This is a genomic window from Pseudonocardia sp. DR1-2 (assembly GCF_023717215.1).
Taxonomy (GTDB): Bacteria; Actinomycetota; Actinomycetes; order Mycobacteriales; family Pseudonocardiaceae; genus Pseudonocardia; species Pseudonocardia alni.
Genome location: NZ_JAMQOF010000002.1, coordinates 32,370 through 51,678 on the forward strand (window position 1 = coordinate 32,370; position 19,309 = coordinate 51,678).

The 19,309-nt window shown below is 75.0% G+C and carries 22 protein-coding genes; 14 read left to right on the forward strand and 8 right to left on the reverse strand.

Going from position 1 to position 19,309, the window contains the following annotated elements; all coding sequences use genetic code 11:
- The first annotated feature begins 332 nt into the window (after nucleotides 1–332).
- The 4 genes from ND486_RS04850 (at nucleotide 333) to ND486_RS04865 (ending at nucleotide 3,832) form a co-directional block, all read left to right on the forward strand.
- The gene (locus ND486_RS04850) at nucleotides 333–2,045 is read left to right on the forward strand and encodes an LCP family protein (protein ID WP_251783039.1); all 1,713 of its coding nucleotides are present in this window, start codon (nucleotides 333–335) and stop codon (nucleotides 2,043–2,045) included.
- A 98-nt stretch (nucleotides 2,046–2,143) separates the two neighbouring features.
- Complete coding sequence (gene phoU / locus ND486_RS04855) at nucleotides 2,144–2,800, forward strand: phosphate signaling complex protein PhoU (RefSeq protein WP_062399711.1); 657 nt, start codon at nucleotides 2,144–2,146, stop codon at nucleotides 2,798–2,800.
- A gap of 98 nt (nucleotides 2,801–2,898) precedes the next feature.
- Nucleotides 2,899–3,099, forward strand: coding sequence for a dodecin domain-containing protein (locus tag ND486_RS28835; protein WP_100879374.1), 201 nt, complete (start codon nucleotides 2,899–2,901; stop codon nucleotides 3,097–3,099).
- Between the two features lie 70 nt (nucleotides 3,100–3,169).
- Complete coding sequence (locus ND486_RS04865; protein ID WP_251783040.1) at nucleotides 3,170–3,832, forward strand: PhoU domain-containing protein; 663 nt, start codon at nucleotides 3,170–3,172, stop codon at nucleotides 3,830–3,832.
- A 69-nt stretch (nucleotides 3,833–3,901) separates the two neighbouring features.
- Here the strand turns inward: ND486_RS04865 and pstB are convergent, their stop codons facing one another.
- The 6 genes from pstB to ND486_RS04895 form a co-directional block, all read right to left on the reverse strand.
- Nucleotides 3,902–4,681 carry a phosphate ABC transporter ATP-binding protein PstB gene (gene pstB, locus ND486_RS04870; RefSeq protein ID WP_062399706.1) on the reverse strand — a complete coding sequence of 260 codons (780 nt, stop codon included), beginning with the start codon at nucleotides 4,679–4,681 and terminating at the stop codon, nucleotides 3,902–3,904.
- Nucleotides 4,682–4,693: 12 nt separating this feature from the next.
- The gene (gene pstA / locus ND486_RS04875; protein WP_251783041.1) at nucleotides 4,694–5,812 is read right to left on the reverse strand and encodes a phosphate ABC transporter permease PstA; all 1,119 of its coding nucleotides are present in this window, start codon (nucleotides 5,810–5,812) and stop codon (nucleotides 4,694–4,696) included.
- A gap of 1 nt (nucleotide 5,813) precedes the next feature.
- Complete coding sequence (gene pstC / locus ND486_RS04880) at nucleotides 5,814–6,758, reverse strand: phosphate ABC transporter permease subunit PstC (RefSeq protein ID WP_043280504.1); 945 nt, start codon at nucleotides 6,756–6,758, stop codon at nucleotides 5,814–5,816.
- 118 nt (nucleotides 6,759–6,876) lie between these two features.
- The gene (gene pstS / locus ND486_RS04885) at nucleotides 6,877–7,980 is read right to left on the reverse strand and encodes a phosphate ABC transporter substrate-binding protein PstS (RefSeq protein ID WP_251783042.1); all 1,104 of its coding nucleotides are present in this window, start codon (nucleotides 7,978–7,980) and stop codon (nucleotides 6,877–6,879) included.
- A gap of 200 nt (nucleotides 7,981–8,180) precedes the next feature.
- The gene (gene mshD / locus ND486_RS04890) at nucleotides 8,181–9,065 is read right to left on the reverse strand and encodes a mycothiol synthase (protein WP_308215807.1); all 885 of its coding nucleotides are present in this window, start codon (nucleotides 9,063–9,065) and stop codon (nucleotides 8,181–8,183) included.
- 16 nt (nucleotides 9,066–9,081) lie between these two features.
- Nucleotides 9,082–9,867 carry a response regulator transcription factor gene (locus ND486_RS04895; RefSeq protein WP_062399702.1) on the reverse strand — a complete coding sequence of 262 codons (786 nt, stop codon included), beginning with the start codon at nucleotides 9,865–9,867 and terminating at the stop codon, nucleotides 9,082–9,084.
- Between the two features lie 202 nt (nucleotides 9,868–10,069).
- Between ND486_RS04895 and ND486_RS04900 the strand changes: the two genes are divergently transcribed.
- From ND486_RS04900 to ND486_RS04940, 10 genes are all read left to right on the forward strand, one after another.
- Complete coding sequence (locus tag ND486_RS04900) at nucleotides 10,070–10,900, forward strand: DUF2993 domain-containing protein (protein WP_251783043.1); 831 nt, start codon at nucleotides 10,070–10,072, stop codon at nucleotides 10,898–10,900.
- Nucleotides 10,901–10,912: 12 nt separating this feature from the next.
- Nucleotides 10,913–11,344, forward strand: a complete 432-nt coding sequence (locus tag ND486_RS04905) for a thioredoxin family protein (protein ID WP_251783044.1) — start codon at nucleotides 10,913–10,915, stop codon at nucleotides 11,342–11,344.
- Nucleotides 11,345–11,415: 71 nt separating this feature from the next.
- Nucleotides 11,416–11,490, forward strand: coding sequence for a putative leader peptide (locus tag ND486_RS29995; RefSeq protein ID WP_350662235.1), 75 nt, complete (start codon nucleotides 11,416–11,418; stop codon nucleotides 11,488–11,490).
- Nucleotides 11,491–11,554: 64 nt separating this feature from the next.
- Complete coding sequence (locus ND486_RS04910) at nucleotides 11,555–12,013, forward strand: DUF4395 domain-containing protein (RefSeq protein WP_251783045.1); 459 nt, start codon at nucleotides 11,555–11,557, stop codon at nucleotides 12,011–12,013.
- Between the two features lie 34 nt (nucleotides 12,014–12,047).
- Entirely contained in the window at nucleotides 12,048–12,884 is an 837-nt protein-coding gene (locus ND486_RS04915) for a sulfurtransferase (protein ID WP_251783046.1), read from the forward strand.
- Between the two features lies 1 nt (nucleotide 12,885).
- Nucleotides 12,886–13,185, forward strand: coding sequence for a DUF1416 domain-containing protein (locus ND486_RS04920; protein ID WP_208820632.1), 300 nt, complete (start codon nucleotides 12,886–12,888; stop codon nucleotides 13,183–13,185).
- 152 nt (nucleotides 13,186–13,337) lie between these two features.
- Nucleotides 13,338–13,508 (forward strand): hypothetical protein, encoded by a 171-nt coding sequence (locus ND486_RS04925; protein ID WP_157818430.1) that lies wholly within the window; start codon nucleotides 13,338–13,340, stop codon nucleotides 13,506–13,508.
- A gap of 35 nt (nucleotides 13,509–13,543) precedes the next feature.
- Nucleotides 13,544–14,149, forward strand: a complete 606-nt coding sequence (locus ND486_RS04930) for an FABP family protein (protein ID WP_062404071.1) — start codon at nucleotides 13,544–13,546, stop codon at nucleotides 14,147–14,149.
- Complete coding sequence (locus ND486_RS04935; protein ID WP_251783047.1) at nucleotides 14,150–14,764, forward strand: allophanate hydrolase subunit 1; 615 nt, start codon at nucleotides 14,150–14,152, stop codon at nucleotides 14,762–14,764.
- Nucleotides 14,761–15,624 (forward strand): biotin-dependent carboxyltransferase family protein, encoded by an 864-nt coding sequence (locus ND486_RS04940; RefSeq protein ID WP_251783048.1) that lies wholly within the window; start codon nucleotides 14,761–14,763, stop codon nucleotides 15,622–15,624. The genes ND486_RS04935 and ND486_RS04940 overlap by 4 nt, the downstream gene beginning before the upstream one ends.
- A 3-nt stretch (nucleotides 15,625–15,627) precedes the next feature.
- Here ND486_RS04940 and ND486_RS04945 read toward each other — a convergent pair whose 3' ends face one another.
- Nucleotides 15,628–17,217 carry a hypothetical protein gene (locus ND486_RS04945; protein ID WP_251783049.1) on the reverse strand — a complete coding sequence of 530 codons (1,590 nt, stop codon included), beginning with the start codon at nucleotides 17,215–17,217 and terminating at the stop codon, nucleotides 15,628–15,630.
- A gap of 43 nt (nucleotides 17,218–17,260) precedes the next feature.
- The gene (locus tag ND486_RS04950; RefSeq protein ID WP_251783050.1) at nucleotides 17,261–19,108 is read right to left on the reverse strand and encodes a hypothetical protein; all 1,848 of its coding nucleotides are present in this window, start codon (nucleotides 19,106–19,108) and stop codon (nucleotides 17,261–17,263) included.
- Nucleotides 19,109–19,309: the final 201 nt, after the last annotated feature.

Genomic DNA, 19,309 nt, shown 5'->3' on the forward strand with positions numbered 1-19,309 from the left:
GCGGACCCGTGCCCCGCCGTCCCGGTGAGCCGCCGGCGCCGCAGCGTCCACGCCCGCGCGACGGTGCCCCGTCGCGGACCACCCCGGTGCCGCCCACAGGGGGCACCACCCGTCCGGGGTCACCCGGTGGCCCCGGTGCACGGCCCGCCCACACCCCCGTGGAGGACCCGGCGACCGCGCGCGCCGTCGGCCCGGCCGCCGGACCCGCCCCGGCCACCGGGGTCGCACCGGCGCCCCGGATCGGCCGCGCCCCGGGGACCGCAGCGGCCACCGCCGACCGTCCGGCCGCGGAGGCCGGCACGCCGTCGGCCGCTGCAGCACGCCCGGACACCGTGGCTCCCCCGAGCACAGCAGGCACCCGGACCACAGGGGCCGCCGGAAGCACCGGATCCGGCCGGGACACAGGGGACACCCGAGATCCGGGCGACGCCGACGACACCGGGGCCGCCCGGAGCGGCCGGACCGACGACGCGGCGGAGACCGGACGGACCGGGGCAGGTGCCGCGCCGCCGCGGCCCGCCCGCCGCGGCGCCGCGGACTCGCGCGTCACCGAGGTCTTCGACGCGCTGGTGCCGCGCCGCCGTCGTCGCCGCTACCGGGACGACCCGCCCGTCGAGGACACCACCACGGCGCAGGAGCCCACGCCGGAGGCGGACGCTCCCGGGGGCGCGGAGCCGGCACCGGCCGGGACCCCGCCACCGGCCCGGCTCGACCCACGCGCCCGCGCGCTGCGGATCGGCGCGGCGGCGGCCGCGGTGCTCGTCCTGGTCACCACCGCCTACGGGTTCGCCGGGCGCAGCGAGGTGCACGACGGCGTCCGCGACGTCGCCGCCCTCGCCCGGGAGAGCGACGCGATCCTCGACGCCGACGTCCAGGCCGGCGACCGCAACGTCCTGGTGCTGGGCCTGCAGGCCGACCGCGCGGGCACCGCGGAGTCCGCGCGCACCGACACGGCGGTGCTGGTCCACCGGCCCGCGGGCGGCGGCCCGGCCGTCACCCTGTCGATCCCCGCGACGCTGGAGGTGTCCCGGCCGCCGTGCCGGCGCTTCGACGCCGCCACCGGCACCTACGGCGACACCGTGCCCGCGGAGTCCCGCACCGCCTTCGCCACCGCCTACGACGTCGGCGGCCCGGCCTGCAGCGTCGGCGTCGTCCAGCAGCTGACCGGCATGCCGATGAGCGGCTTCGTCGCGCTCGACCTGGCCGGGACCCCGCAGCTGGTCGACGCCGTCGGTGGGATCCAGGTCTGCACCGAGCGTCCGGTCGTGGACCCGGTGCTCGGCCCGGTCGTGGAGGGCTCGGGCACCGTGGAGCTCGACGGGCCCACCGCGGTCCGGTTCGCCTCCGCCGCGGGCACCGCGGACAGCTCCCCGGCGAACCGGGTCCGGCGTCAGCAGCGCGTGCTCGCCGCAGCGCTCGGCGACGCGCTCTCGACCGCCTCGCTGCTGACCCCGGGTGCACCGGGCCGCTCCGCGGCCGGGGTGTCGTCGGCGCTGTCGGCGGACGGAGCCGACGCCGGCGAGATCCTCACCCTCGCCCGCGGCCTCGCCCGGTCCGGCGCCGCCGGCGACGCCGACACCCCGGTGTTCCTGTCCGTCCCGGTCACCGAGACCCCGAACACGCGGGGCCAGCTGGAGCTGCGCCGCTCCGAGGCCCGCACCCTGTTCTCCGCGCTGCGCGAGCACGAGCCGCTGCCCGAGAGCGCGACCGCGCCGGCCTCCCGGTCCGCGGCCGCCCCGGCGCCGGGCACCGTCGTGAACCTGGTCGACGCGACCGGACGTCCCGGTGCGGCCGACCGGATCGCCGCGGACCTGCGCGAACGCGGCTACGAGATCGGCACCGTCACACCCGGTCCGGCCGCACCCGGCGCGCAGGTCCGCTACTCCCCCGACAACACCGACGCCGCGGGCACGCTCGTGGAGGCGCTGCCCGGCGCGCGGCCCGTCCCGGACCCGACCGGGAGCCGGGTGCTGGAGCTGGTCGTCGGGGCCGGCGACGCGGCCCCGGTGCAGGCCGTACCCTCCGACGACACCGACTGCGACTGAATCGCCCGTACCCCCCGAACGGGGGATGTCGTCCAGCGTTCACGGCGGGTTCACCCGCTGCAGCTGAACCTTCCCGTCCGGGGGCCTAGGCTCGGGACATGCGCGACACCTATCAGGAGCAGCTGGACGAGCTGGCCTCCGGCCTGGCAGACATGTGCGACGACGTCGCACGTGCCATGGCGCGCGCCACGACAGCGCTGCTCGAGGCCGACCTCCAGCTCGCCGAGCAGGTCATCTCCGAGGACATCAAGATCGACGACGTCCGTGCCGCCGCGGAGCACCGGGCCTTCGGCCTGCTCGCCCTGCAGGCGCCGGTCGCGACCGACCTGCGGGTCGTCGTCGCCGCGATCCACGGTGCGGGCGACATCGAGCGCATGGGCGACCTCGCCCTGCACGTCGCCCAGGCCGCCCGTCGCCGGCACCCGCAGACCGTGCTGCCCGACGAGGTGAAGTCGTACTTCGCCGAGATGGGCCGGGTCGGTGTGGAGCTCGCGGAGAAGGCCGGTCGGGTCATCCGGACCCGTGACCTGGACGCGGCGAACGAGCTCGAGGCGGACGACGACGCCGTCGACGACATCCACCAGCACATGTTCACCGTGCTGATGGACCGCAACTGGACCCACGGGGTGTCCGCCGCGGTCGACGTCGCACTGCTCGCGCGCTTCTACGAGCGGTACGCCGACCACGCGGTCGCCGTCGCTCGCCGGATCGTGTACGTCGTGACCGGTCAGATGCCCGGTCCGCTCGCTGTCTGAGAGCGCTGTTACCCCGTTCGACGTAGTCGATACACCCCGCTCGGCGAACGGTCGACCGATCGAGTTTGACGGTGCGACGCCGGGGGCACGTCTGCGTCATGGAACACGCGGGCTGCGTCGTCACAGAGGTCGTCGGGACCTCGGACGAGAGCGTCGAGGCTGCGATCCGGGACGGCATGAGCCGGGCCGGACACGCCCTCGAGTGGTTCGAGGTGACCGGGGTCCGATCGACCGTCCTCGGCTCCACCGAGCGCTTCCGGGTCGGCCTGCGCGTCGGCCTGCGGGCCCGCGCCGCCTGACCCGGCGTTCACCGAGCGTTCACCGGTCCCGGGCCGTAGCCGTCATCGACCCCGATCTAAGGTCGTCGCCATGCGCAGGGAGACGCTCGACGACAACCTGACGCAGCTCCGGTCCATGCTCGACGAGATGGGTCCGCTCGTCGCCTCCGCGTTCCGCAACGCGTCCGAGGCGCTCCTGTGCCACCGCCCCCGGCTCGCCGAACAGGTCGTCTCCCGCGACCCCGTCATCGACGGCCATCGCGACGCGATCGAGCTGCTCGCCGTCGAGACCATGAACATCCACCAGCCGATGGTCGCGCCGCTGCGCTCGGTGATCACCGCCCTGCGGTGCGCCCAGCAGCTGGAGCGGATGGGCGACCTGGCCCGGCACGTCGCCGCCACCGTCGTCCGCAACGCGGACCGTGCGGTGCTCGCCGAGCAGGCCCGCCCGCTGTTCCGCGACTACGGGGCCCGCGTCGCGGCCATGGGCGACAAGGCCGTCGAGGCACTCCGTACCCACAACGTCGTCCTCGCCGCCGAGCTGCGGGACGACGACGACGTCGTCGACGCCCTGCACCGCCAGGTCTTCGAGCTGATGTTCGGCCCGGACTGGACCGCGGGGGTGCCGGCCGCCGTCGACGCCGCGCTGCTGGCCCGCTTCCACGAGCGCTACGCCGACCACTGCGTGCACCTGGCCGACCACGTCGTCTACGCCGTCACCGGCGGCACCGTGGACGAGCTGCCCGCGCTCTGACCCCACCCGCGACGACGACGGCCCCGGCCCGCGTGCGGGGGCCGGGGCCGTCGTCGTGCTGCCGGGGACTCAGCCGAAGCGACCGGACACGTAGTCCTCGGTCGCCTTCTGCTTCGGCTGGGAGAAGATCGTCTTGGTCTCGTCGAGCTCGACCAGCTTGCCGGGCTTGCCGGTGCCCTCGATGTTGAAGAAGCCGGTGAAGTCGCTGACCCGCGCCGCCTGCTGCATGTTGTGGGTCACGATGACGATCGTGTAGTCGTTCTTCAGCTCGTTGATCAGGTCCTCGATCGCGAGCGTGGAGATCGGGTCCAGGGCCGAGCAGGGCTCGTCCATCAGCAGGACGTCCGGGCGCACCGCGATCGCGCGGGCGATGCAGAGCCGCTGCTGCTGACCACCGGAGAGACCCGAACCGGGCTTGTCGAGCCGGTCCTTGACCTCGTTCCAGAGGTTGGCGCCGCGCAGCGACCGCTCGACGGTGTCGTCGAACTCGGACTTCGACGCCCGCTTGTTGTTCAGCTTCATGCCCGCGATGACGTTGTCGTAGATCGACATCGTCGGGAACGGGTTGGGCCGCTGGAAGACCATGCCGATCTGGCGGCGGACGCCGACCGGGTCGACGTTGGCGCCGTAGAGGTCCTGGCCGTCGAGCTCGAGCCGGCCCTCGACGCGGGCGCCGGGGATGTTCTCGTGCATCCGGTTGATCGACCGCAGGAAGGTCGACTTGCCGCAGCCGGACGGGCCGATGAGGGCCGTCACGGTCTTCGGCTTGATCGTCATGTTGACGCCCTCGACGGCGAGGAACGACCCGTAGTAGATGTTCAGGTCCTTGGCTTCGACACTCTTGCCCATGTCGCGGGTTCCTTATCGGGTCTTCGGGGCGAAAATGCGGGAGATGATGCGGGCGACGATGTTCAGCACCATGACGACGAGCATCAGGACCAGCGCGGCGGTCCAGGCCCGGTCGAGGAACGCCTCGCGCGGGATGCCGGGAACGGCGTAGGAGTAGTAGGAGAACACCGGCAGCGTGGCCATCGGCCCCGAGAACGGGTTCAGGTTGACGCCGAGCGCGAGGCCCGTGGTGACCAGCAGCGGGGCGGTCTCACCGATGACGCGAGCGACGGCGAGCATGACGCCGGTCGCGATACCGCCGGCCGTCGTGGGGATGACGACCTTGAGGATCGTCCGCCACTTCGGCACACCGAGCGCGTACGCGGCCTCGCGCAGCTCGTTCGGGACGATCTTGAGCATCTCCTCGGTGGAGCGCACCACGATCGGGATCATGAGGACCGTCAGGGCGACCGCACCGGCGAAGCCGAACCGCACCGCCGGCCCGACGAACAGCGCGAACAACGCGAACGCGAACAGACCGGCGACGATCGACGGGATACCCGTCATGACGTCGACGAAGAACGTGATCGCCCGCGCCAGCCGCGACCGGTTGCCGTACTCGACCAGGTAGATCGCGGTCAGCACACCCACCGGGATCGACATGACCGCGGCGAGCGCCGTGATGATCAGCGTGCCCTGGATGGCGTGCAGCGCACCGCCGCCGACCCCGACGACGCCGCGCATCGAGCTGTCGAAGAACGTCGGGTCGAACCGTGCCCAGCCGTTCGAGACCACGGTCCACAGCACCGAGACCAGCGGGATCATCGCGAGCAGGAACGCACCCGTGACGATCGCCGTCACCAGCCGGTCGGCGGCCTTGCGAGCGCCCTCCACCGCGCGGGACACCGCGTAGGTGGCGACCAGGTACACGACCACGGTCAGGAAGACCCACAGCCCGATGCCGAAGCCGCCCGTCAGGGCGGTCGCACCGGCCGCGACCACGGCCGATCCGGCGACCAGGGCCCACGGCGACCACTTCGGGAGGGAGCCCTTGCGACGCGGCAGAGCCGTCGTCGTGGCCGGGGCCTGCAGCGTGCTTCCGGTCACGGTCGCCTCGGTGTCGGTGCGGTTTCGTTCGGTCCCGGTGGACATCTCAGTTCGCTCCCGAGAACTCGCGGCGGCGCTCGACGATGTAGCGAGCGATCATGTTGACCAGCAGGGTGATCAGGAAGAGCACCAGACCGGACGCGATGAGGACGTTGACGTCGATGCCGGACGCCTCGGGGAACTGCAGCGCGATGTTCGCGGCGATCGTCGACGGGTTGCCGGAGCCGATCAGGTTGAACGTGATCCCGCCGGAGACCGACAGGATGATCGCCACCGCCATGGTCTCGCCGAGCGCGCGGCCGAGGCCGAGCATCGCGCCCGAGACGATCCCGGAACGGCCGAACGGCAGCACCGCGAGCCGGATCATCTCCCAGCGGGTGGCCCCCAGGGCGAGCGCGGCCTCCTCGTGCAGCTTCGGCGCCTGGAGGAAGACCTCACGGGCGACGGCGGTGATGATCGGCAGGATCATCACCGCGAGGACGAGGCCGACGACCAGCATCGTGCGGCCGGTGGCCGACGGCGGACCGGCGAAGAACGGCAGCCAGCCGAGGTAGGTGTTCAGCCACACCATCAGCCCAACGGTCGCCGGGGCCAGGGTGGCCATGCCCCACAGGCCGTACACGATGGACGGCACCGCGGCCAGCAGGTCGACGACGTAGCTGAGCGTCTGTGCGAGCCGGCGCGGGGCGTAGTGGCTGATGAACAGGGCGACCGCGATCGCCAGCGGCGTCGCCACGATCAGCGCGATGACCGCGCTGACGAGCGTGCCGAAGATCAGCGGCGCGATGTAGAGGGCGAGTCCGCCGTGCACCTCGGACGCAGGGGCCACGACGGCCGGGAACGCCTCGCTGACGAGGAAGGCCGCGACGCCGGCGAGGACGACGAGGATGAGGATGCCTGCACCCTTGGCCGACCCGGCGAAGATCCGGTCCCCGAGCTGGGTCACCGGCTTCGCGGGTGCGGGCGCGGGCGAGTTTTCCGTGGTGGTCACTGTGATCCCTGGGGGTGCGGAACGCGCTGGGCAGGGGACTCGAGCGGCCGGGAACCCCGGGCGGTCACCATGATGACGACCGCCCGGGGCTCCTGGCTAGATGACATCCGACTCAGACTCAGCCCTGGGCCTTGATCTGGTCGATCACCGGGTCGATCTGGCCGCGGAGCGTGTCCGACAGCGGCGCGGAGCCCGCGTTCTGGGCGGCGGTCTGCTGGCCCTCGGACGAGACCACGTACTTCAGGAACGCCTTGGTGGTGTCGGCCTGGGCGGCGTCCGGGTACTGCGGGCAGGCGAGCAGGTAGGACACCAGCACGACCGGGTAGGCACCGCCGGTGGCGGTCCGGTTGAGGTCGAAGGCGAACGAGGTGTCGCCCTGGCCCTCGACCCGCGTGGACTCCTCGAGGATCTTGGCCGCGGCCTCGGCGGTCGGCTCGACCGCCTGGTCGCCCAGCTTGACCTTGGCCTTGCCGAGGTCCTTGGCCTGGCTGGCGTCGGCGTAGCCGATGGTCCCGTCGCCGCCGCCGACGGCGGTCACGACGCCGGAGGTGCCCTGCGCGGCCTCGCCACCCTGGACCGGCCAGGTCTGCGCGGCCTTGTCGGTCCACACCGACGGGGCGGCCTTGTTCAGGAAGTCGGTGAAGTTCTGGGTGGTGCCCGACTCGTCCGAGCGGTGCACCGGGGTGACGCGGGTGGCCGGGAGCTGGACGCCCGGGTTGTCCGCGGCGATCTTCGGGTCGTTCCAGGTGGTGATCTGGCCCTTGAAGAGACCGGCGATGGTGGCCGGGGACAGGGTCAGGTCGTCGACACCGTTCAGCTTGAAGACGACGGCGATCGGCGAGACGTAGCTCGGCACCTCGATGACCGAGCCGCCACAGCGCTCGCGCGCCTTGGCCAGCTCGTCGTCCTTGAGGTAGGCGTCGGTGCCGGCGAACTGGACACCGCCCTGGATGAACTGGGTGCGGCCACCGCCCGAGCCGACCGGCTGGTAGTTGACGGTCGCACCCGGGTTCGCGCCGCCGAAGCCGGCGATCCAGGCCTGCATGGCCGCCTGCTGGGAGCTCGCGCCCGCACCGGCGATCTGGCCGGTGACGCCCGAACCCTGGGCGTCCGAGCCGCCGCCCTCGTTCGCCGCACCGCAGCCGGCGACGAACAGCGCGCAGGACGTGGCGATACCGACGGCAGCCAGGCGCGCCCGGGGCGCACGCCGCTTGGTCTTCACTGCAGTTTCCTCCGAGTCGGCAACGAGCCGGTTGCGGGACGGCGGTCTGGGGTGACCACTCGGCCGCAGACGCTAGGAGTCGACGTTGGACGCCACCCCCACGGAAGATGAACGTGGGATGAACAGGGCCGGCGACCGGGTGGACCTGCGTCACACGTTCGAACGAACCTCGTCACCGGTCGTCGAACGGTGACCGGGTCTCACCGGGCGTAGTTGACGTCCGCGGCGTGCACGGCGAACCCGAGGCGCTCGTAGACGGCCACGGCGGGGGCGTTGTCGGCCTCGACGTAGAGCAGCACGGTGTCCAGCCCGCGGTCGTGCAGGTGGTGCAGCCCGGCGAGCGTCAGGACCTTCCCGAGCCCCCGTCCGTGGGTGGCCGGGTCGACGCCGAGGACGTAGACCTCGCCCAGGGCCCGCTCGTCGCCGGTCGCCGGGTGGACCTTGGTCCAGTGGTAGCCGAGCAGGGTGCCGCCGCCGTCGACGGCGAGCAGGAACCCGGCCGGGTCGAACCAGTCCTCGGCCTCCCGCGCGGCGAGCTCGGCGCCGGTCCAGCCGCCCTGCTCGGGGTGCCAGTCGAAGGCGGCGTTGTTGACGCGGAGGAACTCTTCGTCGTCGCGGCCGGGCTCGAAGGCGCGGATCGTGACGCCCTCGGGGACGGTCAGGGCGGGCAGCGGGCCCGCCGCAGGGGTGCGGCGCATCTGCCAGAGGACGCGGTCCCGGCGGTAGCCGCGGCCCGCGGCGAGCCCCTTCGCGGCGTCGAGGTCGCCGTGCGCCCACACGTGCGGGTCGGCGGTGACCTTCTCGACCGCGGCGACGAGCGCGCCGCCGATCCCCCGCCGCCGCGCACCGGGGTGCACCGCCAGCTCGGCGTAGGTGCCGTCGACCTGGGCGTAGCCGGCCACGGCTCCGTCGTCACCGGGGACGACGAGGTGCGTCACGCCGTCGGCGGGGGCGCCCGGGCGCAGGTGCATCAGGAACTGCTCGGAGAGCGGTTCGGCGCCGTCGGCGGCGGTCGCCGCCCTCAGCAGGTCCTGCACCGCGGAGACGGTGGCGGCGTCGAGACGGGAGTGCTCCTGCGGGTCCACGAGCGCCGACCCTAGGTCACCGCGGCACCCACGCTCCACGTCCCGGGCCGGTCGGGGGCCGGGCGCCGGGCAGGCGACGGTCCGGGACGGGCTCGGGGTCCGCGTCGTCCTGGTCGGGCGGCGCGGACAGCCCGCCGCGCGACGGGCGGACGAACTTGTAGCCGACGTTGCGCACGGTGCCGATCATCTGCTCGTGCTCGCCGCCGAGCTTGGCGCGCAGCCGCCGGACGTGGACGTCGACGGTGCGGGTGCCACCGAAGAAGTCGTAGCCCCAGACCTCCTGCAGCAGCTGCGCCCGGGTGAACACCCGTCCCGCGTGCTGCGCGAGGTACTTGAGCAGCTCGAACTCCTTGTAGGTGAGCTCCAGCAGCCGGCCCTTGAGCCGCGCCGAGTACGTCGCCTCGTCGATGACGAGCTCGCCGAGGACGAGCGCGCCACCCCCGGACGCGGACTCGGCGCCGGGGCGCGACCGCAACAGCCGCAGCCGCGCGTCCACCTCGGCCGGGCCGGTGTCGGGGAGCAGGATCTCGTCGACCACCCACTCGCCGGACACGGCGACCAGGCCGCCCTCGTTCAGCACGGCGATCACCGGCGCGTCGGTCCCGGCGCTGCCCAGCAGCCGGCACAGGCTGCGCGCGGCGACCAGGTCGGAGCGGGCGTCCACCAGGACGGCGTCGTGCGGACCGGCGTCGAGCAGTGCCGCCACCTCGGGCGCCGCGGTCCGCACGTTGTGCGGCAGCAGCGACAGGGCGGGCAGTACGGCCGCCGCATCCGGAGCCGTGGTCAGCAGGAGCAGTTCCATGGACTCCCCCCTTCTCGCGATACGCGGACGATACCGGGACGTCACTCCACGGTCAGCCGGAGAGCGACGGGTTTCACGCCACGAACTGGATCGTTCCGGTCGGGGGCCGGGACCGCTCCGGGGCCCCGGGGCCGCCCACCGGGCCGGCGACCGGGCTCTCTACCCTGGTCAGGACGTATCCCGATCCTGTGGAGGCCCGGTCGTGGGACGCCCCGTCCGTCGCGTGCTCGCCACCGTCCTGGCGGTGGCCGCCGTGCTCGTCGTGGGCGACCTCGCCACCGGCGCGGCGGTCGAGTCGGGCGTCTCCCGTGCGCTGCGCGACCGGCTCGACCTCCCCGAGGACCCGCGCGTGCAGGTGCACGGCTTCTCGGTCCTCGCCCAGGCCGCGACCGGCCGCTACGACCATGTCGAGATGACGCTGCAGCGGGTCCCGGTCGGGCCGCTGCGCACCCCCGAGCTCCAGGTGCAGATGTACGGCCTGCGCGGGGACCTGTCCGACCTCGCCGGGCCCGGACCCGCCCGGTTCCGCGCCGCGGCGGCCGAGGGGGTCGTGCAGGTCAGCCCGAACGACATCCGCCGGATGGTCGTCGACGCCGGCGGGCCGGCCGCCGGAGTGACGCGGCTGTCGGTCGAGGCCGTCGACGCCAACGCGATCGACTCGGTGATCCAGGCCGGCGGCGACCCGACGCTGCGCGGGCTCGACCCGCGCAACGCGGCACGGTTCGTCGCGGAGATGCCGGTGGACGGGGCCGACGCGCAGGTGGCCGTGCTGGCCGTGCTCCTCGTCGACCACGGCACGATGCGGATCGTCCCGCGGGACGTCCGCATCAACGGCTCGGACGAGCCGGTGCCGGACGCGGTCCGCACCTCGATGCTGCGCGCGCTCGCCGTGGACATCGACCCGGGTCCGCTGCCGCTGGGCGTCACCGCGACCTCGGCGGGCGTTCCGGAGTACAACGTCCTGCAGGTCGCCGGGTCCGTGCGCGACCTGAGCGTCGGCGGAGGACCGGGCACGTCCCGCTCCGCGGGCTGAGAGGGGGCGGCGGTGGACGTCACGGGTGCGGTGGTACTGGTCGTCGTCCTGCTGGTGGCGACGCTCGCCGGACTGGTCCTGCGCAGCCGTTCGGGGCGGCTCCGGCCCTCCGGCGACGACGGCGGCGCGCCCGCCGTGGCCGGGCCGGGCTGGGACCTGGCCGGGACCGAGCCGGACGGGCGCCGGGCGCTGCTGCTGCAGCTGTCCTCACCGGTCTGCGCACCGTGCCGGCAGACCGCGCGCGTCCTCGGCGACCTGGCCGCGGCGGACCCGGGTGTGGCGCACGTGGAGGTCGACGTGGCCGAGCGCGTCGACGTCGCCCGGGCGCTGGGCGTGCTGCGGACCCCGACGACGGTCGTCTTCGACGCCCGCGGGGCCGAGGTCCTGCGGGTCTCCGGGGTCCCGCGCACCGACGAGCTCGTCGCCGCCCTTCCCACCGGCTGAGAACGTGTGTGTGATGTCCGGTGGGCACCGACCGCTGGGCTCGGCGCGGATCGTCGGCTAGGCTCGGTTCCGTGAACTGGCCGCTGACCCGACGCCGCACGGTCGATCTGTGCCGCCTCGCCGGCTGCCTGTGTCTGGACTCCTGACCCGCGTGTCCTGAGCCCCGGCGTCCCGCGACGCCGAGGTTCCCACCCCGGTTACTGGAGTCCCATGTCCGTCACGGACCGCGGATCCGCGCTCGTCGAGCCCCGGCTCGACCCACGCGGGGTCCGCTTCTCCGCCGCGATCACCACCGTCGTCCTGGCGCTGGTGCTGCTGTCCGGCAGCGGCCTGCTCGTACTCGCGCAGGCCGTCGTCTTCGCCGTCGGCGCGTTCGCCGGCATGCGGTTCGCCCCCTACAGCGTCGTGTACCGGCACCTCCTCGCGCCCCGGCTGGGTCCGCCCGCCGAGCGCGAGGACGCCGCCCCGGTCCGCTTCTCGCAGACCGTCGGGCTGGTGTTCACCGTCGTCGCGGCGGCCGGCTACCTGTCCGGCCTGACCGTGCTCGGTGTCGTCGCCACGGCGGCGGCCCTCGCGGCGGCCTTCCTCAACGCGGCCTTCGGCTTCTGCCTCGGCTGCGAGATGTACGGGCTCCTCGCCCGCCTGCGCGGTACCGCCGCGCAGTCCTGACCGTTCCACGACACACGATTCGGGAGAGATCGACATGAGCCGCGAGGACGTCCTCGTCACCGCCGACTGGGCGGAAGAGAACCTGGAGACCGACGGGGTGGTGTTCCTCGAGGTCGACGAGGACACCACCGCCTACGACGGGGGCCACATCCCCGGTGCGGTCAAGGTCAACTGGACCGACGAGCTGCAGGACGCGGTCCGTCGCGACATCCCCACCAAGGAACAGTTCGAGCAGCTGCTCTCCGCCAAGGGCGTCTCGAACGACGACAAGGTCGTGCTCTACGGCGGCAACAACAACTGGTTCGCCGCCTACGCGTACTGGGAGTTCAAGCTCTACGGCCACGACGACGTGGTGCTGCTCGACGGCGGCCGCAAGAAGTGGGAGCTCGACGGCCGGACCCTGACCACCGACGTCAAGGACCGCCCCGCGACCTCCTACACCGCCAAGGAGGCCGACACCTCGATCCGCGCGTTCCGCGACGAGGTCGTCGACGCGATCGACGCCAAGAACCTGGTCGACGTCCGGTCGCCCGACGAGTTCTCCGGCAAGATCCTGGCCCCGGCCCACCTCCCGCAGGAGCAGAGCCAGCGTCCGGGCCACGTGCCGAGCGCGATCAACATCCCGTGGTCGAAGGCGGCCAACGAGGACGGCACGTTCAAGTCCGACGACGAGCTCGCCTCGCTGTACAAGGAGGCCGGCTTCGACGAGGGCAAGGCGACCATCGCCTACTGCCGCATCGGCGAGCGCTCCAGCCACACCTGGGTCGTGCTGCACGAGCTCCTGGGCCACTCCGACGTCAAGAACTACGACGGCAGCTGGACCGAGTACGGCTCGCTGATCGGCGTGCCGATCGAGCTGGGAGCGAAGTGACATGTGTGCCGCACCCGACCAGAACCTGACCCTGCCCCCGAACACGGACCTCTCCAAGGAGACCGTGCTCGCCGGCCGCGTCGTCGCCGCCGGCGACCCGGTCGCCGGGGCCTTCGTCCGGCTGCTCGACGGCACCGGGGAGTTCACCGCGGAGGTCGTGTCCTCGGCCTCGGGTGACTTCCGGTTCTTCGCCGCCCCGGGCACCTGGACCGTCCGGGCGCTGTCGCGCTCGGGCAACGGGCAGTCCGAGCTCGTCGCCGACGGGCCGGGGCTGCACCAGGCGGAGATCGCCGTCGCCTGACCGGTCCCCCGGGGCTCGCCCCGGACCACCGCACGTGCTCACGAACGGGCCCCTCGTACGAACCTTTCGTACGAGGGGCCCGTTCGTGCACGCGGACGGGGTGGGCGCGGCACCCGGTGCACGCCCCGGGGGCGGCGGTAGACTCGCCCGCCGTGCACTGGTTCTCCACCGGGCTGTTGATCGCCCTGTCCGCGGGAACCGCCGCCTGGGCCGGCTGGTTGCTCCGTCGCCTGTTCGTCGTCGAGCCCGTCGCCGCGCCCGGGCCGGGTCCCGATCCCGAACGGGACCCCGACGACCACCACACCGAGGAGCAGACCCCGTGACCGACCCCGAGCCCGCCGCAGCGTCCGACGAGGAGCTGCAGACCACGATCACCGGTCCGGAGAACGCGGCCCCGGACTCCCCGCAGCGCAATCGGCCGCAGTGGCCCGACCTGCCCGTCGACGACGACACCGCCAACCTGCGCCAGGGCCCCGACCTGCACGAGGCCTGCCTCGGCCTGCTGCCGCTGGTCGGTACCTGGCGCGGCACCGGCGAGGTCGTCTACCCGACGATCGAGGGCCCGTTCCACTTCGGCCAGCAGATCACCTGGGCGCACGACGGGCGTCCGTTCCTGTCCTACGAGGCCCGGTCCTGGCTGCTCGACGACGACGGCGGGATCATCCGCCAGGCCGCCCGCGAGACCGGGTTCTGGCGCCCCCAGGAGGACGGCTCGATCGAGGTCCTGATCGCGCACCACACCGGGATCGTCGAGGTCTACTACGGGCCGCGGGGCGACATGCGCTCCTGGCAGATCGAGACCGACGCCATCGCCCGGACTCCCTCGGCCAAGGAGGTCACCGCGGCGAAGCGGCTCTACGGCCTGGTCAACCAGGGCGACCTCGCCTACGTCGACGAGCGCGCGATGGTCGGGCAGCCGATGCAGCCGCACATCTCGGCCGTCCTGCACCGCGTGGTCGGCTAGTTGGTCGCGGTCCGGGTCCGCCGCTGCGGCGGGCGGGCGGTGCTGCTGGAGGTCGACGACGCCGCCGGGGTGGCGGCCGTCGTCGCCGCCGTCCGGGACGCCGCGCTGCCCGAGGTGCGGGAGCTGGTCCCGGCCGCCCGGACCGTGCTCGTCGAGGTGGCGACCGGGACCGCCACCGAGCGGGTCGTACAGGTCGCACGGGCCGCGGACGCGGCCGCTGGCGAGGCGGGCACGGGCACCGTCCACACGCTGCCCGTGACCTACGACGGCGAGGATCTCGCGCTCGTCGCCGAGACCGCGGGCCTGTCCGTCGACGAGGTGGTCGCACTGCACAGCGGCGCGGAGTACCGGGTGGACTTCTGCGGATTCGCGCCGGGCTTCGGCTACCTCTCGGGGCTCCCGGAGCCGCTGCGGCAGCCACGCCTGGAGAGCTCGCGGACCGCGGTGCCCGCCGGCTCGGTCGGGATCGCCGACGTCTACAGCTGCGTCTACCCGCGGCGCTCCCCGGGCGGCTGGCGGCTGATCGGCCGCACCGACACGGTCCTGTTCGACCCCGACGCCGACCCGCCCGCGCTGTTCACCCCCGGCGACCGCGTCCGGTTCGAGCCCCGGTGAGCGCGCTGCTGGTGGTGCGGGCCGGGCCGCAGGCGCTGGTGACCGACCGCGGACGTCCGGGGCACGCACACCTGGGGGTGCCGCCGTCGGGCGCGCTGGACGGGCCGGCCTACGAGCTGGGGAACCGTCTGGTCGGCAACGACGACGGCGCCGCCGGGCTGGAGCTGCTCGGCGGCGGGCTGCGGGTGCGTGCCCTGGGGGGCCGGACCGTCGCCGTCACGGGGGCGCCCGCGCCGGTGTCCGTCGACGGCATCCCGGCCGCGTCGCACCGGGCACTGCACCTGCCCGACGGCGCCGAGCTGACGGTCGGGACGCCGGTCGGCGGGCTGCGGTGCTACCTCGCCGTCGCGGGCGGGCTGGAGCTCCCGCTCACGCTGGGCAGCCGCAGCACCGACCTGCTGTCCGGGCTGGGGCCCGACCCGGTCGCCGACGGCGACGAGCTGCCGGTCGGACCGTGGTCCGGCGGGATCCCGGTGTCCGGGCCGGTCCCGGTGTCGCTGCCCGGTGCCGTGGTCGGGCTGCGGGTGCGCCCCGGCCCCCGCGACGACTGGTTCGCCGACCCACGCGCCGCCCTCGCGGATCCGCTGTGGACGGTGACGGCCGACGGGAACCGGATCGGGGTCCGTCTCGACGGGCCGTCCCCGGAGCGGCTCCCGGAGCTGCGCGACCGGGAGCTGCCGAGCGAGGGGATGGTGACCGGCGCGGTGCAGGTTCCGCCGGACGGGCCGCCGGTGGTGTTCCTCGCCGACCGTCCGACGACCGGTGGCTACCCGGTGATCGCCGTCGTCGAGCGCGCCGATCTGCCGCTGCTCGCCCAGGCCCCGCCGGGGACGGGCGTGCGGTTCACCGTGCTGCGCTGAGGTTCAGCGCTCGGCGTCCTCGCCGTCGAGGATGGTGCGGACCTCGTCGACGGCCATCCCGGACAGCCGGCCGATCTGCGCCGGGTCGAGGCCGCACTCGTGCAGGTGCCGGACGGCGCCGGCCAGATCGTCGCGGCGGCGACGCAGGACCTCGTCGAGCTCGGCGATGCGGTCGCGGGTGTCGTCGAGCCGCTCGGTCGCGTCGACGGCGCGGGCCGGGTCCTCCAGCAGCACACCGAGCAGCCGGTCCTTCGCGTCGCCGGCCGCCGGGGTGCGCGCCCCCGTGGTCGGGACGACGGCGAGCGGCAGCTCCTGCTGCTCGCCACCGGGGGCGTCGGGCTGCGGGTCGACGACGGCGTCGGTGGCGCGCAGGCGCGCCCGCTGCACGGCGCGGGCCGCGAGGGCCTGCTGCACGGCCCGGGAGACCGGTTCGGGGGTCGGCCGGGACGTGATCTCGGACCCGGCGGGCGGGGTCGGCGCGGGGGGTGGCACCGCCGGGATCCCGGACGTCGCGGGGAGGTCCTCGGCGGCCGGCTCCGCGCGCTCGGCCGACCAGGGCGGCAGCGGGCCGGCCGCGGTGTCCGTCGGGGCGGCCGGGGCCGGGTCCGCGGCGGGGGGCACGGTGTCGTCCCCGGCGGCCGGGGCCTGCCCGGCTGCGGCGGGCGTGGCGTCCGGGCCGGGCGCGACGACGTCGGTGGGGTCGTCGACGATGCGCAGCCGTGCGACCGGCCACTCCGGCACCCGCGGCGTGGCCGGGTCGTCGGGGGTGCCCGCGGCGTCCCGGGCCGCGGTGGTGTCGGTCGGGGCCGCGTCATCGGCCCCGGCGGCGTCGCTCGCCGCAGCGGCGTCGGTCGCGGCGGAGTCGGTCGCGGCAGCGGCGGTCGCGGCGGCGTCGCTCGCGACGGCGGCGTCGGCCCCGGCAGCGGCGTCGACCCCGGACGGATCCGCGGCACGGAGCGTGGCGGAGGCACGGCCCGGGTCGGCGGTGTCGGTCCCGGTCCCTGCATCCCGGACCCGTCGCAGCCCGGTCGACCGGGGGCGCGGGGTCGGCCGTGGCCGGGGCAGTGGCTCCACCGCGGCACCCGACGCCCCGGTTCCCGACGCGGCACCCGGAACCGGCGACGCCGCGGCGAGCGACACGGCGGCCGTCGCCTCCGGGTCGCGCCCCCGGGCGAGGGTGGCCGCGTCGGGCTGCTCGTCGGCCGGGGCGAACAGCGCCTCCAGCGAGCCCTCGGCCCCGTCGTCGTCGGGGGCGGCGTGGCGCCCTGCACCGGAGGCGACGACGGCGCCGGCGTATGCGGGTACCCGGGGCAGCGGACCGGTGTCCGCGCCGCGCTCGGCGACCACGTCCGCGACGGTCCGTGCACGGGCCGGGCGCGGCGGGTCGGCCGGGCCACCGGCCACCTCACCGGTCCAGTCCGCAGAGGACGGCTGCGGGTCCGCGGCCGCGCGCGGGGGCTCGAGCGGCAGCGGCCCGGGCGCGGGGGTGCGGCGCACACGCCACACACCCCACAGGACCAGGACCACGAGCACGCCCGCGCCCAGCACCGCCACGAGGGGCAGGACCGGGACCGTGAACGAGCCGAGCTGCATGGGCCCGGACCTTATTGGGGTCCCGGGCCCCGCGCGGGGAACCTCAGCTGCTGCGCGTCCCCGTCGACGGCTGCGCCGCGCCCGTCCGGTCCTTGTCGCCGGTGGCCGCACCGGAACCGTTGCGGGTCGCGCCGTTGCCCTTCTCGCCACCCTGCGACGACGGCTCGGACGCCGACGACGCACCGTTACGACCGTTCTGACCGTGGCCGGCCTGGCCGGAGCCGTTGCGGGCCCCCTCCGGACCGGGTCGCGCCGGGCCGCGCCCGGCGGCCGGGTTCGCGGTCGTCGGCGGCTCCGCGTCGGCCTTCGCGCCCTCGGCCGCGGTGCCCTTCTCCCCCGCCGGCGGCTTCTGCGAACCATCCGTTGGGGTGTCACCGGAACGGCGGACGGCGCCGACCGCGACCGTGCGCTCGGCGTCCCCGCCGGGCGTCGGACGCGGGTCCTGGCGCGGCACGGCCGACGTCTTCGGCTCCGCCTCGACCGGGCGGGACTCCGACGCGGGCCGGAACAGCTCGGCGGGCTCGGGCTCGTCCCCGGGCCGGACGGCGGTGGTGCGCTCGGCACCGCCCTGCTGCCCGGTGGGGGCCGGCGACGGGCGCGGGCCCGGTGCGGGCCGCGGACCCGGGCGCGGGCCGGCGGGCTTGTCCCCGTCGGCACCGCCGGGACGCGGGCCCTGGGCGTCCGTCCGGGCGGGCTGCGGTGCCCCGGGCGAGCGGTCGGCACCCGACCCGCCGGTACCGGGCTTGGCCGGACCGGAGTCGGGCCGGGACTGGGACCCGGAGTCCTGGCGCGCCGGGGCGGGTCCCGGCTGCGGACGCGGACCGGGCCGCGGCGCGGGTGCCGCATCGCCCGACGGCGACGCCTGGGCGGCGGCCGGTCGGGCACCGTTCACCCCGGCACCGTTGACACCGGCCGCGGGGGCCTGCGGGCGGCCGTTCGGGGCGCCCTGCGGACGCGCGGGCCCCTGATCCTTCTGACCGGGACGCTGCTCGGACCCCGGGCGCTCCTCGGCACCGGACCGGGCACCGGGGCGCTGCGGCTCCGGTGCGCCCGGGCGCGGCCCGGGACGACCGGACCGCTGGTCCGCCGAGTCGGGACGGCCCTGGTCGGAGCGACCCTGGTCGGGACGCCCGGGCCGGGCGTCGGTCTGCCCCGGGCGCGCGGAGGCGTCCGCCCCCGTACCGGCGGCGGCCGGCGTGGCGCCGACACCGGACTGCGGGGCGGGCTTGGCGCCCGCACCGGACTGCGCGGCGGGCTTCAGCCCGGGGCCCGGCTGACCGGCGGGCTGGGCGGCACCGGGCTGGCCGGCGCCGGGCCGCTCGCCGGCGGCGGGCTTCGCGGAGCGGTCGTCGGACGACCCGGCCTCGCCGGACGGCCCGCCGGGCTTCTGCCCCGGACCGGGGACCGGCCGGATCTCGTGGCGGGCCTTGTCCCCGGTGGCCGGGGCCTTCCCGACCTCGGCGCGCAGCTCGTCGCGACGCCGGGTCAGCTCCCCGACCTCGGTGCGGAGCTTGTCGCCCTGCTCACGGGCCCGGTCGGCGTCCGCGCGGGCGCGGTCGACCTGCTTGCGGGCCTCGGTGACGACACGCTCGGCGTCGGCACGGGCCTTGCTGCGGATCTCCTCCGCCTCCTCCTCCGCCTTCTGCAGGATCGCCTGCATGCGGTCGGAGAAGTTGTCGACGGCACCGTGCCGGTCGGAGTCCGAGGGCCCCGGGCCGGGACGCGGCCCCGGACGCGGTGCCGGACGCGGCGGCCCGCCGGCCGGACCGGCGGCGAACCCCCCGGGCGGCGGCACCGGCATCGGCGGCGGCATCGGCCGGCTCCGCAGTGCGTCGATGTCCGCGCGCATCCGGCCCATGAGCCGCTGCATCTGGACGATGTGCTCGTCCACCTGCCGACGGTCGTAGCCGCGGAGAACGACGTCGAACCGCGGGGAACCGCCCGGGCGGTCCGCCCCGTCTGCCGTCATCGCCTCTCCTCAGGTCGTCGACATGGGTGCCCTCGGAGGGCACGTACGAGGTCGGCGCACCGACGGTTCGGCGCGACCTCGCCGGTCAGGGTAGTCACGACGACGGGGTCGCGGCGAACCACG

What these genes read in the sequence shown, in the direction of transcription:
- phoU (WP_062399711.1), top strand. Translation starts at nt 2,144, where the DNA reads ATGCGCGACACCTATCAGGAGCAGCTGGACGAGCTGGCCTCCGGCCTG.
- ND486_RS28835 (WP_100879374.1), top strand. Translation starts at nt 2,899, where the DNA reads ATGGAACACGCGGGCTGCGTCGTCACAGAGGTCGTCGGGACCTCGGAC.
- ND486_RS04865 (WP_251783040.1), top strand. Translation starts at nt 3,170, where the DNA reads ATGCGCAGGGAGACGCTCGACGACAACCTGACGCAGCTCCGGTCCATG.
- pstB (WP_062399706.1), bottom strand. Translation starts at nt 4,681, where the DNA reads ATGGGCAAGAGTGTCGAAGCCAAGGACCTGAACATCTACTACGGGTCG.
- pstA (WP_251783041.1), bottom strand. Translation starts at nt 5,812, where the DNA reads ATGTCCACCGGGACCGAACGAAACCGCACCGACACCGAGGCGACCGTG.
- ND486_RS04895 (WP_062399702.1), bottom strand. Translation starts at nt 9,867, where the DNA reads ATGGAACTGCTCCTGCTGACCACGGCTCCGGATGCGGCGGCCGTACTG.
- ND486_RS04910 (WP_251783045.1), top strand. Translation starts at nt 11,555, where the DNA reads ATGTCCGTCACGGACCGCGGATCCGCGCTCGTCGAGCCCCGGCTCGAC.
- ND486_RS04915 (WP_251783046.1), top strand. Translation starts at nt 12,048, where the DNA reads ATGAGCCGCGAGGACGTCCTCGTCACCGCCGACTGGGCGGAAGAGAAC.
- ND486_RS04920 (WP_208820632.1), top strand. Translation starts at nt 12,886, where the DNA reads ATGTGTGCCGCACCCGACCAGAACCTGACCCTGCCCCCGAACACGGAC.
- ND486_RS04945 (WP_251783049.1), bottom strand. Translation starts at nt 17,217, where the DNA reads ATGCAGCTCGGCTCGTTCACGGTCCCGGTCCTGCCCCTCGTGGCGGTG.